Raw genomic sequence first — 14008 nt, forward strand, 5'->3', positions numbered from 1 at the left:
TTGTGCACTACTAGCTTATTTAAGGAGAGAGTGAAAAGTGATGAGCCTTAAAATAGTGTGCAGCAAATAAAAAAGGTGAGCACTTTACGTGCCCACCAAATAATTTTAACGTGATTCGATAGGTGTGTAGCTACGTGCATCTGGCCCAGTGTAATCAGCACTTGGACGAATAATACGGTTATTTGCACGTTGCTCTTTAACGTGTGCTGTCCAACCTGTTACGCGGCTCATTACAAATATTGGCGTAAATAATTTGGTCGGAATATCCATAAAGTGATACGCCGATGCGTGGAAGAAATCAGCATTACAAAATAACTTTTTCTCGCGCCACATTACTTCTTCACAACGAACAGACACAGGGTAAAGTACATCATCACCTACTTCTGCTGCGAGCTTTTCAGACCACTTTTTAATAATTACGTTACGTGGATCTGATTCGCGATAAATAGCGTGGCCAAAGCCCATAATTTTATCTTTACGCTCAAGCATGCCCATCACTTCTTGCTCTGCTTGATCTGCGCTGGTGAAGTTTTCAATCATATCCATTGCCGCTTCGTTAGCACCACCATGTAATGGCCCACGTAACGTACCTATGGCACCGGTTACACATGAATGAATATCAGATAGCGTTGATGCACACACACGACCAGTAAAGGTTGAGGCATTAAATTCATGCTCTGCGTATAAAATTAGTGACACATTCATAACTTGAGCAAATAGCTCAGACGGGGCTTTATCGTGTAATAAGGTTAAAAAATGCGCGCCAACTGAGTCATCATCTGTTTGCGTTTCAATGCGTACGCCATCATGCGTAAAGCGATACCAGTAACAAATAATACTTGGAAATACTGCAACCATGCGGTCAATCGCATCATTGGCTTCGCTAAAATCATTTTCCATTTCAAGGTTACCCAGCATAGAGCAACCTGTGCGCATCACATCCATTGGGTGTGCGTCTTTTGGAATGTTCTCAAGCACTGTTTTAAGTGCTTGTGGTAAGCCGCGTAAGCTTTTTAGTTTAGCTTTGTATTCTGCAAGCTCACCGGTTGTTGGTAATTCGCCACGAGATAATAAAAACGATACTTCTTCAAACTGCGCTTTTTCAGCAAGCTCGCTAATATCGTAACCACAATAAGTTAAACCTGAACCTGTTTGGCCTACTGTACATAATGCAGTTTGACCTGCTACTTGACCGCGTAAACCTGCACCCGCTAATACTTTAGTACTCATAATTTATCTCCTTAAATTGTTATTATTATTTAGTTGATGAAAAAAGGTTATCTAGGGTATTTTCATAGGTGTGATAATCTAAAAAATCATAAAGCTCAGCACGGGTTTGCATATTTTCAATTTGGCTTTGTTGCGAACCTTCATTTAAAATTGAGCTATATACATTATAGGCTGCTTTGTTCATCGCTCTAAATGCGCTTAATGGGTAAAGCACCATTTCAACGCCTACATCGCCTAACTGCTCTTTAGTATAAATAGGCGTTTGACCAAACTCAGTAATGTTAGCCAATACAGGAACGTTAATCGCTTTTGTAAATGCTTGGTAGTCGGCAAGGTCGTGCACGGCTTCTGCAAAAATGGCGTCTGCACCGGCTTCAACACACGCTGCTGCGCGCTCAATAGCGGCATTTAAACCTTCTTTTTGAAACGCATCGGTACGTGCCATAATGTAAAAGTCACTATCGGTTTTTGCATCTACAGCGGCTTTAATACGGTCAACCATTTCACCTTGGCTAACTATTTCTTTATTTGGGCGGTGGCCACAACGCTTTTGCGCTACTTGGTCTTCAATATGAAAACCGGCAGCACCTGCTTTAGTCATTTCTTTTACTGTACGGGCTATATTAAACGCACCACCCCAACCTGTATCAGCATCTACTAATAAAGGTAAGTCGCTTGCACCGGTAATACGGCGAATATCTTCAAGCACGTTATCAAGGCTAGTCATACCTAAATCAGGCATACCAAAAGAAGCATTGGCAACACCTGCACCCGATAAGTAAATTGCCTGATGACCCATTTTTTCAGCCATCATTGCTGTGTACGCATTAATAGTACCCACTATTTGTAATGGGTGATTATTGGCAATAGCCTGTTTAAACTTTGATCCTGCTGACATTCGTTTCTCCTAACTTTGAACGGTGGCTGCTCTGGGGCAGTTTTGATATTTTAAATACTAAAACGATTTATTTAACTGGCTTTAGTTTGCGCTGCAAGTAAATCAAATTTAGTTTGAATATTGGCTTGTGAAGCACTTATGTGGCGCTTCATCAACATTTCGGCTAATTCTCCATCGTGGTTTTCAATCGCATTAATAATGGCTAAGTGCTCATCAAATGCTTTTGATACCCGCGGACCAACCATACCCATTTGTACGCGGTACATTCTTATTAATTGATAAAGGTCGTGGCATAGCAAATGAATCAAGTGGGCATTTTTACTGCCTTTTATGATGCGGTAATGAAAATCTAAATCACCTGCTTCTTGATAGTACGACTCGCCTTCTTTTACTCGTTGCGTTTTTAAATGCTGATTAAGTAATTGCTTTAAACCTTGGACTTCATCGGCTGCCATATTGTCGGCAGCAAGACGACACGCCAAGCCCTCTAAGGCACTGCGCACTTGATAAACTTCTATCAAGCGATCTGCTGTTAACGATACAACTCGGCAACCTATGTTGGCTTTACGCTCAACTAAATAACAGCTTTCTAAACGATTTAACGCTTCACGCAGCGTTGCACGGCTCACTCCATAACGCTTTGCCAGTTCTGGCTCAGATATTTTACTGCCTTGTGCTATGCTGCCCTCTACTATTTCTCGGCGCATATTTACAAACACTTGATCTGATGCGGTTGTAATAGGTGTTTCATTTAACAGGCTTTGCGTCATAGGTTACTATTAGATTGTCGACAATTTATAAAGCCACTATGAACTCACTACCACTAAGTGTCAACCCTAAAACAGTATGTAAAACTTAAAAAACACACTTATTGTCGACATCATTAGCCTAAAGTATAATAATTATCTGCTCTAAAGTGATAAACCACTGCTAAGTGTCGACACCAATAAAAACTAACTTTTTACCTGTTAAGCACTGAAACACACTTTAAGAAATGTTATTATTTGTCTTTAATATAACGACTGGCCAAACCGTGGACGCAAATACCTTTATCCCCGAGCACTTTATCGATGATGTAAAAACCTATTTACCTGCACACCTAGATATAGACGACTTTATTAATGCTTGCCGGCGGCCACTACGAAAATCTATTCGTGTTAATACCTTAAAAATATCTGTTACTGAGTTTAAGCAATACGCTAAGCAAAAAAATTGGCTACTCACTCCTATTCCATGGTGCGAGGAAGGTTTTTGGTTAGAGCGCCCTGCCGCAGAAGAGCAAAACCTAGCACTTGGCAATACCGATCTTCACCTTAGCGGTGCTATGTATGTTCAAGAAGCAAGCTCTATGCTGCCCCCCATAGCACTAAAACAAAGTATAGAGCACACTAATTACGTTCTTGATATGGCATCTGCACCTGGTTCTAAAACTTCGCAGCTTGCTGCACTAATGAATAACCAAGGGGTGTTGGTTGCAAATGAGCTTTCGTCATCACGCTTAAAAGTACTTAGCGCTACTTTAAAACGCATGGGAGTAGGTAACTGTGCGTTATCGCATTTTGATGGGGTGATTTTTGGTAATTATATGTTTGAGTGCTTTGATAGCATTTTACTCGATGCCCCCTGCTCTGGCGAAGGCACAGTACGAAAAGATGCAGATGCACTAAAAAATTGGTCAATCGACTCTAATATTGAAATTGCCCAAGTACAAAAAGATCTAATTAAAAGTGCATTTTACGCCTTAAAGCCCGGTGGAACCTTAGTGTATTCAACCTGTACGCTTACTCCACTTGAAAACCAACACGTGTGCGACTTTTTACTCAGTGAATTTGGCGACTGTATAATACCCGAGTCTTTAAGTGATCTATTTCCTGGCGCAAGTAAAGCAACTACGCCAGAGGGGTATTTACATGTGTGGCCGCAAACTTTCGACTGTGAAGGCTTTTTTATTGCCAAATTCAAAAAACAAGCAAGTAGTGACAACCCTAATCTAAAAGTCAAAAAAGGTGCTTTTCCGTTTCAGCAATTTGAGAGCAAAAAAAGTGCTGTTTTTATGCAAACACTTAAGCAACAATTTGGTTTAAATACCTTACCGGGCATATTAATGCAGCGCGATAAAGAGCTGTGGTTATTTCCGCAGGAGTTTGAAGCTGTGCAAAACAAAATTAAATACGCCCGTTTAGGCATTCAACTTGGTGCCATTCATAATAATGGCGTGCGTTTAGCCCACGAGTTTGCAACCGCATTTGGTAAGCAGTGTAAAAGTAATGTATTGCCTTTAACCGACACTCAAGCTAACGACTACTTTCAGGGTAAGGATATTCGCTTAGCTGATGTAAGCCAAAATACAGGAGAGGTTATTTTAACTTTATGTGGCTGCCCTATTGGCTTAGGTAAATGGCAAAAAAATAAAGTTAAAAACTCACTCCCACGCGATCTAGTACAAAATACGCAGCTAATAACATGGGCACAAAGCAATTAAACAGCGTTTAATGTAAAATGTGAGTATTAAAACATGCATACATTTTTGAATATGATTGGGTTGTTAAAAGTACTTAAATTCGGATAATAAATGTGCGGTTTTAATGATTTTAGCTATACTTATATGTACTTTCTTCTTCTCCCTATAATCAAGAAAGCGTCTTCAGTTAACGTAAGGCTCAACTAAGAGCCATTTTATAGCCCAGAGTTTTTATAACTCTGGGCATTTTTATTTGCCACTACCACAATGTTTTTTAAATATATAACTTTTGCGAACAGAATCGAAATCGCCACCAAATTGTAACGATAAACACAATATGGGTAAGCTATTACTTTGTTTTGCAATATCAAATACTTGATCGAATTTATAGCCATATTTAACTGCTAACTTCAATTCGTTAACATATAAAGCTTTGTATTGTGGAGTTAGTTGCGACCAATGAATCAACGCTATTTGAATAATACCTAAATGTACATCAAGCTTATAAGGTCCTACTTTTTTTGCTTGTTGAATATAATCATAAACCTGCTCTGTGGGCCCATCTTGATAACTCACCACTTGCGCCAATGCTATCCAAGTTTCTGCCCATGTTTGCCTTAATTCAATAGACTTTAAAAGCGCTTGTTCGGCTTGTTGGTAAGCCAGCTGATGTGTAGGAGCATTAATTACAGTCGGCTGATTTAAAATACTTACTGATAATATTTTTATATACGCATTCAAGTGCCAATAATGAGGATGGCTTGGCTCAAATTTAGCCGCTAAAGTAATAGCTTTTTCGGCCTGCTTTAATTCTGAGCGCTTAATTGGAGAGGACAGCTGTTCCAGCGTATTTCTAGCATTAAAATACCAAGCATTGGCGCGTATGCTTTTTATACTGTAATAGGCAATAAACAAGGTTATAAGCGCTAAAACAATAATAGGGATTAACCTATTTAATTTAAAACTAATCACAAAATAGTGACTCAGTTAAGCGCCAAGGGTTAGTTACAAATAACATATGTGCTTTATCCTCCCCTACTAAATTACTCACAATGTGTTTTGCTTTACTAAGTATTGGCGGCCTACGTTTTACCGAATGCGCATCAGAGGCAACATAATTAACTAAATTACCTTTAAGCATGTCATTGCTAATTTGTTTTGCTTTATCCCCCCACCCCCCTTCAATACTTGAAGCGGTTAATTGAAACTCACAACCTAACTGCTTTAAATGTTCTATATAAAAAGGATTAGCCTGAATATCACGGTTACGTTCAGGGTGAGGTATAATCACTTTAATATTTTGTTTTACTAACCAACCAATAAACTTATCGTAGCCTGGTGGTACATGAGAATGTGGTAGCTCTAACAATAAGTAATTTGCTCCGGCTAAATTCCCAATAAAGGGCAATTTATTTGCCTTTACCAGTGCCATTAACTCTATATCAAGGCGTACTTCTGCCGCTACTGCTAGCTTTATAGTAATTTGAGCCTGTTTTGCATGCTCTTTTAAATCAGCTAAGTCTCTGCGAAGTTGTACCGCGGAGTTATCAAATCGCCCTATATGAATATGCGGAGTAATCACCATATGTGTTATTCCATCACTTTGCGCTAGCTTTAATAATGCTAAAGATTCATTTAAATTTTTAGCGCCATCGTCAATACCGGGTAAAATATGCGAATGAATATCAATCATAATTTAGCCATTAGGTTGAGGTTTTTCTGGCGGTTGTGAGTAATCATAATAATCATAGTATCCGTAGCTATGCTCATCTTTAGTTTTGCTCATATCTACTTGGTTAAGTATAACGCCTGCCACATGTGCTTTTACCTCAAACAAACGCTCTAACCCAGCTTTAATCGGTTTTACCCTTGTTACGTCTGCTCTCACTACATACACTACCGAATCAACACTTTGTGCAATTACTAATGCGTCACTAACCGCTTGTGTTGGGGGAGTGTCAATAATGATGTGATCGTACTTGGTTTTTAAAACCTTTAATAACTCATCAAACCGGGCGCTAGAGAGTAACTCTAACGGATTTGATGGTATTTGCCCACTTGGCATAATAGCAACACCAGAGCGCTCATCTAAATGAACGCACTCAGAAAACTGCTCTGTACCAGTAATTAAATTACTTAAGCCCGGGTGAAATACAGGTATATCAAACCGTTTTGCTAAGCTGGGTTTACGTAAATCAGCATCAATCAGTAAAACGCTCCCCATTTGCGCAAGCGATAAGGCTAAGTTAGCTGATGTGGTGGTTTTCCCTTCACCTGGGACGCTTGATGTAACTGCTATTATTTGATGATTTCGGTCTAACTGAGTAAGCAATAAGCTTGTTCTAAATGTACGCACAGATTCTGCAAAGCGACGGTATTTATCCTCTAAATATGCGTATATCGGAAACGGATTCTTTCTCGATATTTTAACTTTGGGTAATAAACCTAGCATGCGTTGCGCTAGTTTACTTTCAACGTCATTTTTTGTTTTTACCGTATCGTTTAATGCATCGAATATAAAGCTCATCACTACTGCAAAGGCAAAGCTAGCTATAAATGTAATTATTACAATAAGCTTTTTATTGGGCTTACTGGGATATTTAGGTGTGTATGCTCTATCGGTAAAGCGAGCTGCTGCTGAGGTGAAGTCGCTGGTTACTTCGGTTTCTTTAGAGCGAGATAAAAATGTATTAAATATATTTCGGTTAGTTTCAACTTCACGTTTTAACTGATTATACTGCGTTTCTTTGCGTGTAATATATTGATAATCATCTCGGATTTTTTTTAGATCAGCTTCTAATGTATTAACGGTTCGAGTTGTTCTGTTTAACTCTTTTTCGATACCTGTAACTAGGCCTTTAATTTGCTTATTTAAATTAGCTTTTACAGTTGCAAGTTCAGCTTTAGCAGAAATCATTTTTGGGTGCTTATTGCCATATACTTCGCCCAAGTCACTCACTTTTCGCTCAACAAGTACTAACTCGCGCTTTACATCTTGTACTACTTTATGTGATGTTATTTCCGGCATACTACCTAAAAATTCTATATTATTATTTCCGTACTCCTTGATTACTCTGTTTATACTCTTTAAATTATTTCTTGCGGCTCGAGCATCAACTAACTGCTGAGACATTTGCTCTAGCTCTTGTGTCACTAGCCCCGCAATACCTTCTATATCAACTAATTGCTGCGCCTCTCGGTACGCCTGCAGTCGAACCTCTGAATCATCTAATTGGATCCGTAACTGTGACAAGCGTGTGTTTAACCAGCTTGTTGCCTGTTGCGTGATCCCCATTTTGGCGCGCATTTGGCTGTCTATGTATACCTCACCTACCGTATTTGCTACTAAGGCTGCAAGTTTAGAATCACTCGACTCAAAACTCACCCTAACTAATTGCGTTTTACGAATTGGTGAAACTATTAATGCTTTATTAAATATACTAAGCAAATCTTGCATTTGTTGCTCAACTTGATCTTCATACGAGAGCGCAGCAACTTCTTTTTTATTTAAAAAAGGCAGCAACTCTTTAATTAGTATATTAACTTCATTAAATATTGAAGGTTTTGGAATAAAGTCAGTGTGTGACTGCAGATCTAGTTTCGTAATAACTTCACGTGCAATACTGTCTGATTTTATTACCTCAAATTGAGTTAAATAATATTCTTTTTGGTTTGAGTCTAAACCATATATTTCTTCAAAACTAACCGCTTTAGCCTGCTCAGCTTCAATTAATAACGTTGCACTTGCTTTATATTTAGGTATTAAAGTTAACGTAATCATTATCGCTAATAATGTAATAACTATCGCAAAGCTCAAAATTCGCCACTTTGCTTGCTTAATAACATTAAAGTTAATGCCCAACTCAATTACATCATCATTATTATTTAATTTTTCTGATTTTTGATTCATTCATCACTGCCTTTAACGGCTTAAAACAAGCGCTGTTCTATTTTAATGGTGTCGCCCGCTGCAATTTGACTGTTTAAACTGCCTCTAATTTGTTGCTCTTTGGTTTGTTCTTTAAAAATATATATTTTATCTATCGATGCTCGCTCTGTTAATCCACCGCCAAGTGCAATCGCTTGATTTACTGTCATTGCCGGCTGATAAGGGTATGCACCTGGGTTATTTACCTCACCATGAATATAAAAAGGTCGATATTGTGTAACTTGCGCATACACATTGGGGTTAACTAAATAGTCAGGCTGTAGCCCTCTTATTATTATTTGTTCAACCTGTGATGTATTTAGGCCAGCGAGTTTAACTTTTCCCAAAAAAGGGTAATTAACTTTGCCACTGTTACCTAATAACGCCGTCACATCTAAATCTGGTTGGCCAAAAACTTTTATTTCAATTTTGTCACCTGGCCCTAAAGTATAGTTTTGCGCATTTTGGCCAAAACTATTAAAACTTAATAAAAAAGCCAGGCAAACAAGCATCCAAAATTTCATCGATTAGCCTTTAAAACAAAGGTAAAATTAATCCCGACAATGAAACGATCATATTCAATCGTATTTTGATTAGAGTTTTTATCTATAAAATCAACGTAACTAGATACCATCCCAAAGTTACTAACCAAATAGTTTAAACCTAGTCGAGCCGCTGTTGTTTTATCTTGTCTGCCAACATCCCCAGTGTATTGCTCATCTGCATAATTTAAACTTGCCAACGAACTAAAGTAATTACTCCAATTGTGATCCCAGGTAATGTTATAAACACTCTCTTTAATATAATCACCTGCTACTAAGGGATCTTTAGCTGAGCGGCTAGTTAAAAATTGTAACGATGAATAAGTAAGTGGTTGCCAAAGTACTGCGGCTTCCCAGCTTAAACCGGTAAAATCTTCACGTAGGTCAGAAAAAAAATCTTTGTCTTGATAACCGACTTTGAAGGTACCGGATGTTACCGCCGTTGCCTCCCACTCTATTCCCAGTAATATTTTTCTGTCATCTGAATCTCGTGAAATACCATTGGCTTGCAAAACATCATAGCGGTACTTTTCTTGTGTTAGCTCCAAAAAAGTGCGCGTTGCTGCAAGCGTATTGTAGTAACCGGTTATTCCCACTAAAGTTTTATCATAATCGCGATATTGAGATACAGGTCTAAAATTTTGGTATTTTTTATTGAAAAAACCAGCAATAAGCGCAACTTGAGCTTTAGAGCTTTTTGCGCCATATTCATAACGCGTTGTTACATTTTGCTGTTGGTACTTTACTAATTCATTAACAATATCCCCCAAACCTTCGGTTAAACCACTACCTCTGGGTTCATATAACCAATCTGCATCACCTTTAATATCGAGTCTATGCTGTTGGGTAAACTCTTTATGAACGCTCGCTGCTGTGGTCACTTGAGTGAAGTTATCTGTGGTATCTTTATTATGAAAGGACGTTATTGTTCCAACATTAAGCTTATAATTGTCTGGGCCATCTTCAATTACAGCCGAAATGTTAGGTGATATATTCCATATTAACCGCGACTCCTCATTAGTTGGTGTTCTAAAAAAGTTATTATTAGTACTCACTCCTGTTTGTAGTGTAGGCGTTATTTCGGCACCATCTTTTGTAATAATACTACCTGGTTTTAGGTTAGCCGTTGCATAAGGACTGCCCCCAATACAAACAACGAGTAGGCAAGGGGCAATTGTATTAGTAGGCATTTTCATTCTTAAATCCTTTAAATATTGTTATGATTATTATTTTTATATCAAATAGTAATGACCAGTTCTTAATATAGTGTAGGTCATACTCTACACGTTTCGCCATTTTTATTAACGTATCTGTTTCACCACGCCAGCCGTTAACTTGCGCCCACCCTGTAATGCCTGGTTTGGCTTTGTGCCTAAACATATAAAACTCTACTTTTTTTCTATACTCTTCGTTGTGCGCAACCGCATGAGGTCTTGGGCCAACAATGGACATGTCACCTTCAAGTACATTTAAAAACTGAGGAAGTTCATCAAGACTCGTACGTCGCAAAAATCGGCCTAACTTTGTTATCCTCACATCATTTTTTGTAGCTTGAGTTACCACTTTGCTGTTTTCTGTGACTGTCATTGAACGGAATTTCCAAACTTTTATTTTTCGTCCATCAAGTCCGTAACGATCTTGCTTAAATATTACAGGACCAGCTGATGTTAATTTCACTGCCGCGGCAATAACTAATAGTAATGGCGAAATCAAAAACAATATAATCATTGAAAACACAATATCCTCTGTACGCTTAATAAACTCATGAGCACCAATGCACGGTGACTCAAACACACTCAATGTATCAACTTCGCCAACATGTTCAATACGCGCATGTATAAGATTAGAAAGCAAAAAGTCAGGTATTATATGCACATCAACTGTGGTATCACCCAGCTGCAATAAAATGTCTGCAATACGTTTTTCTGCTTTCATGGGAAGAGCAATATATAACACATCAACTCTGCCCTCTCTTGCTAAATCCACAGCTTTTTGTATGTTGCCTGCAACATCATGAGAGGCTAATTTACTAAATAAACGCTCTGGGTTTCTATCATCAAAAAACCCTAAAAACTTAAAGCCTAACTCATCATTTTTCTCAATTTCATCATATAAGTAAGCAGCGGTTTCTGTAGCACCAATGATGGCTACATTGCGTAAATATGAACCAAATTTACGACGATTTCGCTTATACAAGTACACAGCTAAGCGCCATAAATATAAATAAAGCATGCTTAATAAAAACCACAAGCTAATGCCAATCCGAGATAAGGATTCTGAAAACTTAAAAATAAATGATATAAAAAACAAACAAGCGAATGAAACTAATAAAGCGCCCCAAACACACAACATCATTACTCTAAACTTCCCTGCTCGCCACGATCTATAAGTAGAAAATATTTCAGCGCAATATAAGTAAATTAATGCAACACTTAGCACTGATACCATATAAAAAGAGCTTAGATTAAAGTTATAAAATAAGGCGGAGCATTGAAAAGCAAAAAACAATGCAAAAATATCGAAGAGTCTATAAAAGCAGGCATCTGACGAACCTGATAACTTAAATGTCCTTGAAGAGCTCATAACTATTAATTCCTATTAATTGGTCTCAGGTAAGAAGAAGCATCACTAGACTATGGAATTAATACTAAATTAACATCTCAAATTGCACAATTAACATACAGGCGGGTTTACTAATATACAAAAGGTTAAAGCTATTTTATTAAACATATTTCTTAAAATATAAATGTATCTAAACTACAACTCCCCATCTAAACAACAGCCCTTTTTTATGTAATCATGCTTAGATATTTAAATAAACAATGCATGAATCCATCTGGTTAATATCATGAGTAGGGTATACGTAACTTACTCTCTCAGTAAAAACTATGCCGATGAATAAAAGCTAATAGCATAATATTACAATAAATTTGCACATTTTTGGCTCTGTTCTTGATGTGTAATTTGCCCTACAGCTATTTTTAATTATCATCTACTTAGTTTTAGCAACTACATTCATTTACTAACAACATAATAGCAACCTATTACCTTGGGGCTTAATTACTGTTTACTTGAAGGTTTTAATAGTTTTATTTATAGCCAATAAAATAAACAACTTAAAAAAACAAACACAAAATAAACAAACATAAAACAAAAACAAACATAAAAGATCGCTTTATACAGCCTGCTTATCAGTGTTTAGGTTTAAACTGCGACTATATAAAAACTACTATCAACCAAACCCTGTGAAATAGTACATTTTTACCCTAGTGTAATCCTTTAGAAAAATAATAGGCTGTACAAAAAGTAAGAGAGCAGACCGCTAACTGGTTTAGATAATAATTAATAACACAACCGAAAACACGTTATAAGTGTTTGCTTCTAAGTTTTAAATAAGCATAGTGCGTCTATTATTTGGTGGGTTTAAGGTAGCCTGGGGGAATGTTATACTGCACACGGTGGCAATGACTAACCAGTAAGGCTTACACAAACGTTTGGCGTTAGTTAATAAACAAAAAACGCTAAGTACTGAAGAGCTTAAGCGCAAACAATATCAAGCCTAAATACGGTGAATACTGAAAACTTAGCTTTTATATTTTGAGTTGATGGGAGCCCTACACACTTGCAAATTAACAATAATATAAGCTAGGCTCTATTTATCTAAAGAACAAGATAAGTCTTTGTAAATAAAGTTAATATAATTTTTTAATCTGATTTTTTATGCCACGAGGTATAAACGAAGCCAACCGTTCTTTTAAGCTTGTAACTGCTTCATGCTTTAGATTATAAAAGCCGTTGTTAATTATTTGGTTACTAGCTGCACAAAAAACTGGTTTTTTAGTGATATGATTAATTTCAATACTTTGCTTATAGTCGCTTTCAATAAAAAGCTCTGCACTACTTTTTTGATAAAATAAAGCTTTATGCTTTGCATGACTAATTTGCTTTTGTCCTCCTTCTTTACCAGGTAAATCTTGCATAATTAAATACTCGTATTCTACTTTATACTTTTTTAACCATATCTCAGTCTGTTCTCGATACTTTTCTGACCGGCTGGTAACAAGCGCATAAACTTTTCTAGAGGGTATAAATAATGGCTGTGCATTTAAAATAAACTCAATGTACTTTTCGGCATCATTAGTTTGCTCTTCAGTAGGGTCAATACACAAAACACCATCTATATCTAAACAAGCAGTCGTTAAGTAAGCGCGCAATTAAACCCACATACCAATATTAATGCTACCTATGCATAATTTACTCAGCATATTAACCTGAGGTAATTATGAATAAACAGCAAAAAATAAAACACTGGCAAGGCATTTTTGAGCAGCAAAAATCGAGTGGTTTAGCCATCATTCAATTTTGTCGTGATAACAACATTAACGCATCGACTTTCTATGTTTGGCGTAAACGCCTTTCTGACGAAACGATAAGGGTTAAAAAGCAACAGGTGATCCCGTTTGTTATTCATGAGCAAGCCTTTACACACCCTTCAATCATTAAACTCACCACACCAAACGGCTATCAAATAGACTTCGAGTCGACATTAGCGCACCAAGCACTCGCCAAATTATTGAGCGTACTGTGACACCTTGCACCCACCAAGTTTACTTGGTCACGGGATTCACCGACATGCGAAAATCAATCAATGGGTTAAGTATTATTGTCAGCGATACCCTATCTCTCGATCCTTTAAGCCAAGCGTGGTTCGTTTTTTGTAATAAACAACGCGATAAATTAAAAATTTTGTTTTGGGATACCAATGGTTTTTGGCTTTATTATCGTCGCTTAGAGCAAGGACGATTTCAATGGCCAAATCATGCTCAAGCACACGTAGCCATGGGGATTGAACAACGGCAGTTACAATGGTTATTATCTGGCTTACCGGTAAATAATAAAACCCGCCACTCAACTTTATCAGGGTTATCAGTGATATAAATTAACCAGAT

General features: G+C 37.4%; 13 protein-coding genes. 3 read left to right on the plus strand and 10 right to left on the minus strand.

The window, feature by feature from the left end:
- Positions 1-105: 105 nt before the first annotated feature.
- The 3 genes from prpC to PNIG_RS10245 all read right to left on the minus strand — a co-directional run bounded on the left by prpC (position 106) and on the right by PNIG_RS10245 (position 2898).
- Positions 106-1230 (minus strand): bifunctional 2-methylcitrate synthase/citrate synthase, encoded by a 1125-nt coding sequence (gene prpC / locus PNIG_RS10235; RefSeq protein ID WP_011328450.1) that lies wholly within the window; start codon positions 1228-1230, stop codon positions 106-108.
- 25 nt (positions 1231-1255) lie between these two features.
- Positions 1256-2128, minus strand: a complete 873-nt coding sequence (prpB, locus tag PNIG_RS10240; RefSeq protein WP_011328451.1) for a methylisocitrate lyase — start codon at positions 2126-2128, stop codon at positions 1256-1258.
- 71 nt (positions 2129-2199) lie between these two features.
- Positions 2200-2898 carry a GntR family transcriptional regulator gene (locus tag PNIG_RS10245; protein WP_011328452.1) on the minus strand — a complete coding sequence of 233 codons (699 nt, stop codon included), beginning with the start codon at positions 2896-2898 and terminating at the stop codon, positions 2200-2202.
- Positions 2899-3161: 263 nt separating this feature from the next.
- On the opposite strand from PNIG_RS10245, the gene rsmF reads away from it, so the two are divergent.
- Positions 3162-4610 carry a 16S rRNA (cytosine(1407)-C(5))-methyltransferase RsmF gene (rsmF, locus tag PNIG_RS10250; protein WP_089368964.1) on the plus strand — a complete coding sequence of 483 codons (1449 nt, stop codon included), beginning with the start codon at positions 3162-3164 and terminating at the stop codon, positions 4608-4610.
- A 228-nt stretch (positions 4611-4838) separates the two neighbouring features.
- Here the strand turns inward: rsmF and PNIG_RS10255 are convergent, their stop codons facing one another.
- From PNIG_RS10255 to PNIG_RS10285, 7 genes are all read right to left on the minus strand, one after another.
- Positions 4839-5561: a VpsP family polysaccharide biosynthesis protein gene (locus PNIG_RS10255; RefSeq protein ID WP_089368426.1), complete on the minus strand. Its 723-nt coding sequence runs from the start codon at positions 5559-5561 to the stop codon at positions 4839-4841.
- Complete coding sequence (locus tag PNIG_RS10260) at positions 5554-6282, minus strand: tyrosine-protein phosphatase (RefSeq protein ID WP_089368427.1); 729 nt, start codon at positions 6280-6282, stop codon at positions 5554-5556. Before PNIG_RS10260 ends, PNIG_RS10255 begins: the two co-directional genes overlap by 8 nt.
- A 3-nt stretch (positions 6283-6285) precedes the next feature.
- The gene (locus tag PNIG_RS10265; protein ID WP_089368428.1) at positions 6286-8499 is read right to left on the minus strand and encodes a GumC family protein; all 2214 of its coding nucleotides are present in this window, start codon (positions 8497-8499) and stop codon (positions 6286-6288) included.
- Positions 8500-8519: 20 nt separating this feature from the next.
- On the minus strand, positions 8520-9041 hold the full coding sequence (locus tag PNIG_RS10270) for a polysaccharide biosynthesis/export family protein (protein ID WP_089368429.1): 522 nt from the start codon (positions 9039-9041) through the stop codon (positions 8520-8522).
- The gene (locus PNIG_RS10275) at positions 9038-10255 is read right to left on the minus strand and encodes an outer membrane beta-barrel protein (protein ID WP_089368430.1); all 1218 of its coding nucleotides are present in this window, start codon (positions 10253-10255) and stop codon (positions 9038-9040) included. Before PNIG_RS10275 ends, PNIG_RS10270 begins: the two co-directional genes overlap by 4 nt.
- Positions 10239-11642, minus strand: a complete 1404-nt coding sequence (locus PNIG_RS10280; RefSeq protein ID WP_089368431.1) for an undecaprenyl-phosphate glucose phosphotransferase — start codon at positions 11640-11642, stop codon at positions 10239-10241. The genes PNIG_RS10275 and PNIG_RS10280 overlap by 17 nt, the downstream gene beginning before the upstream one ends.
- A gap of 1109 nt (positions 11643-12751) precedes the next feature.
- Positions 12752-13273 carry a hypothetical protein gene (locus tag PNIG_RS10285; RefSeq protein ID WP_089368432.1) on the minus strand — a complete coding sequence of 174 codons (522 nt, stop codon included), beginning with the start codon at positions 13271-13273 and terminating at the stop codon, positions 12752-12754.
- 68 nt (positions 13274-13341) lie between these two features.
- Here PNIG_RS10285 and tnpA point away from each other — a divergent pair, with 68 nt between their 5' ends.
- Together tnpA and tnpB are read left to right on the plus strand one after the other, a co-directional pair.
- Positions 13342-13647 (plus strand): IS66 family insertion sequence element accessory protein TnpA, encoded by a 306-nt coding sequence (tnpA, locus tag PNIG_RS10290; protein ID WP_010555472.1) that lies wholly within the window; start codon positions 13342-13344, stop codon positions 13645-13647.
- Positions 13644-13997 (plus strand): IS66 family insertion sequence element accessory protein TnpB, encoded by a 354-nt coding sequence (gene tnpB, locus PNIG_RS10295; RefSeq protein ID WP_254910727.1) that lies wholly within the window; start codon positions 13644-13646, stop codon positions 13995-13997. Before tnpA ends, tnpB begins: the two co-directional genes overlap by 4 nt.
- Positions 13998-14008: the final 11 nt, after the last annotated feature.

The organism is Pseudoalteromonas nigrifaciens, from assembly GCF_002221505.1.
In the GTDB taxonomy this organism is placed as follows: Bacteria; Pseudomonadota; Gammaproteobacteria; order Enterobacterales; family Alteromonadaceae; genus Pseudoalteromonas; species Pseudoalteromonas nigrifaciens.

Bases quoted from the DNA above. Each gene is read 5' to 3' on its own strand.
- prpC (WP_011328450.1), bottom strand. From the start codon at position 1,230: ATGAGTACTAAAGTATTAGCGGGTGCAGGTTTACGCGGTCAAGTAGCA.
- prpB (WP_011328451.1), bottom strand. From the start codon at position 2,128: ATGTCAGCAGGATCAAAGTTTAAACAGGCTATTGCCAATAATCACCCA.
- PNIG_RS10245 (WP_011328452.1), bottom strand. From the start codon at position 2,898: ATGACGCAAAGCCTGTTAAATGAAACACCTATTACAACCGCATCAGAT.
- PNIG_RS10260 (WP_089368427.1), bottom strand. From the start codon at position 6,282: ATGATTGATATTCATTCGCATATTTTACCCGGTATTGACGATGGCGCT.
- PNIG_RS10265 (WP_089368428.1), bottom strand. From the start codon at position 8,499: ATGAATCAAAAATCAGAAAAATTAAATAATAATGATGATGTAATTGAG.
- PNIG_RS10270 (WP_089368429.1), bottom strand. From the start codon at position 9,041: ATGAAATTTTGGATGCTTGTTTGCCTGGCTTTTTTATTAAGTTTTAAT.
- PNIG_RS10275 (WP_089368430.1), bottom strand. From the start codon at position 10,255: ATGAAAATGCCTACTAATACAATTGCCCCTTGCCTACTCGTTGTTTGT.
- PNIG_RS10280 (WP_089368431.1), bottom strand. From the start codon at position 11,642: ATGAGCTCTTCAAGGACATTTAAGTTATCAGGTTCGTCAGATGCCTGC.
- tnpA (WP_010555472.1), top strand. From the start codon at position 13,342: ATGAATAAACAGCAAAAAATAAAACACTGGCAAGGCATTTTTGAGCAG.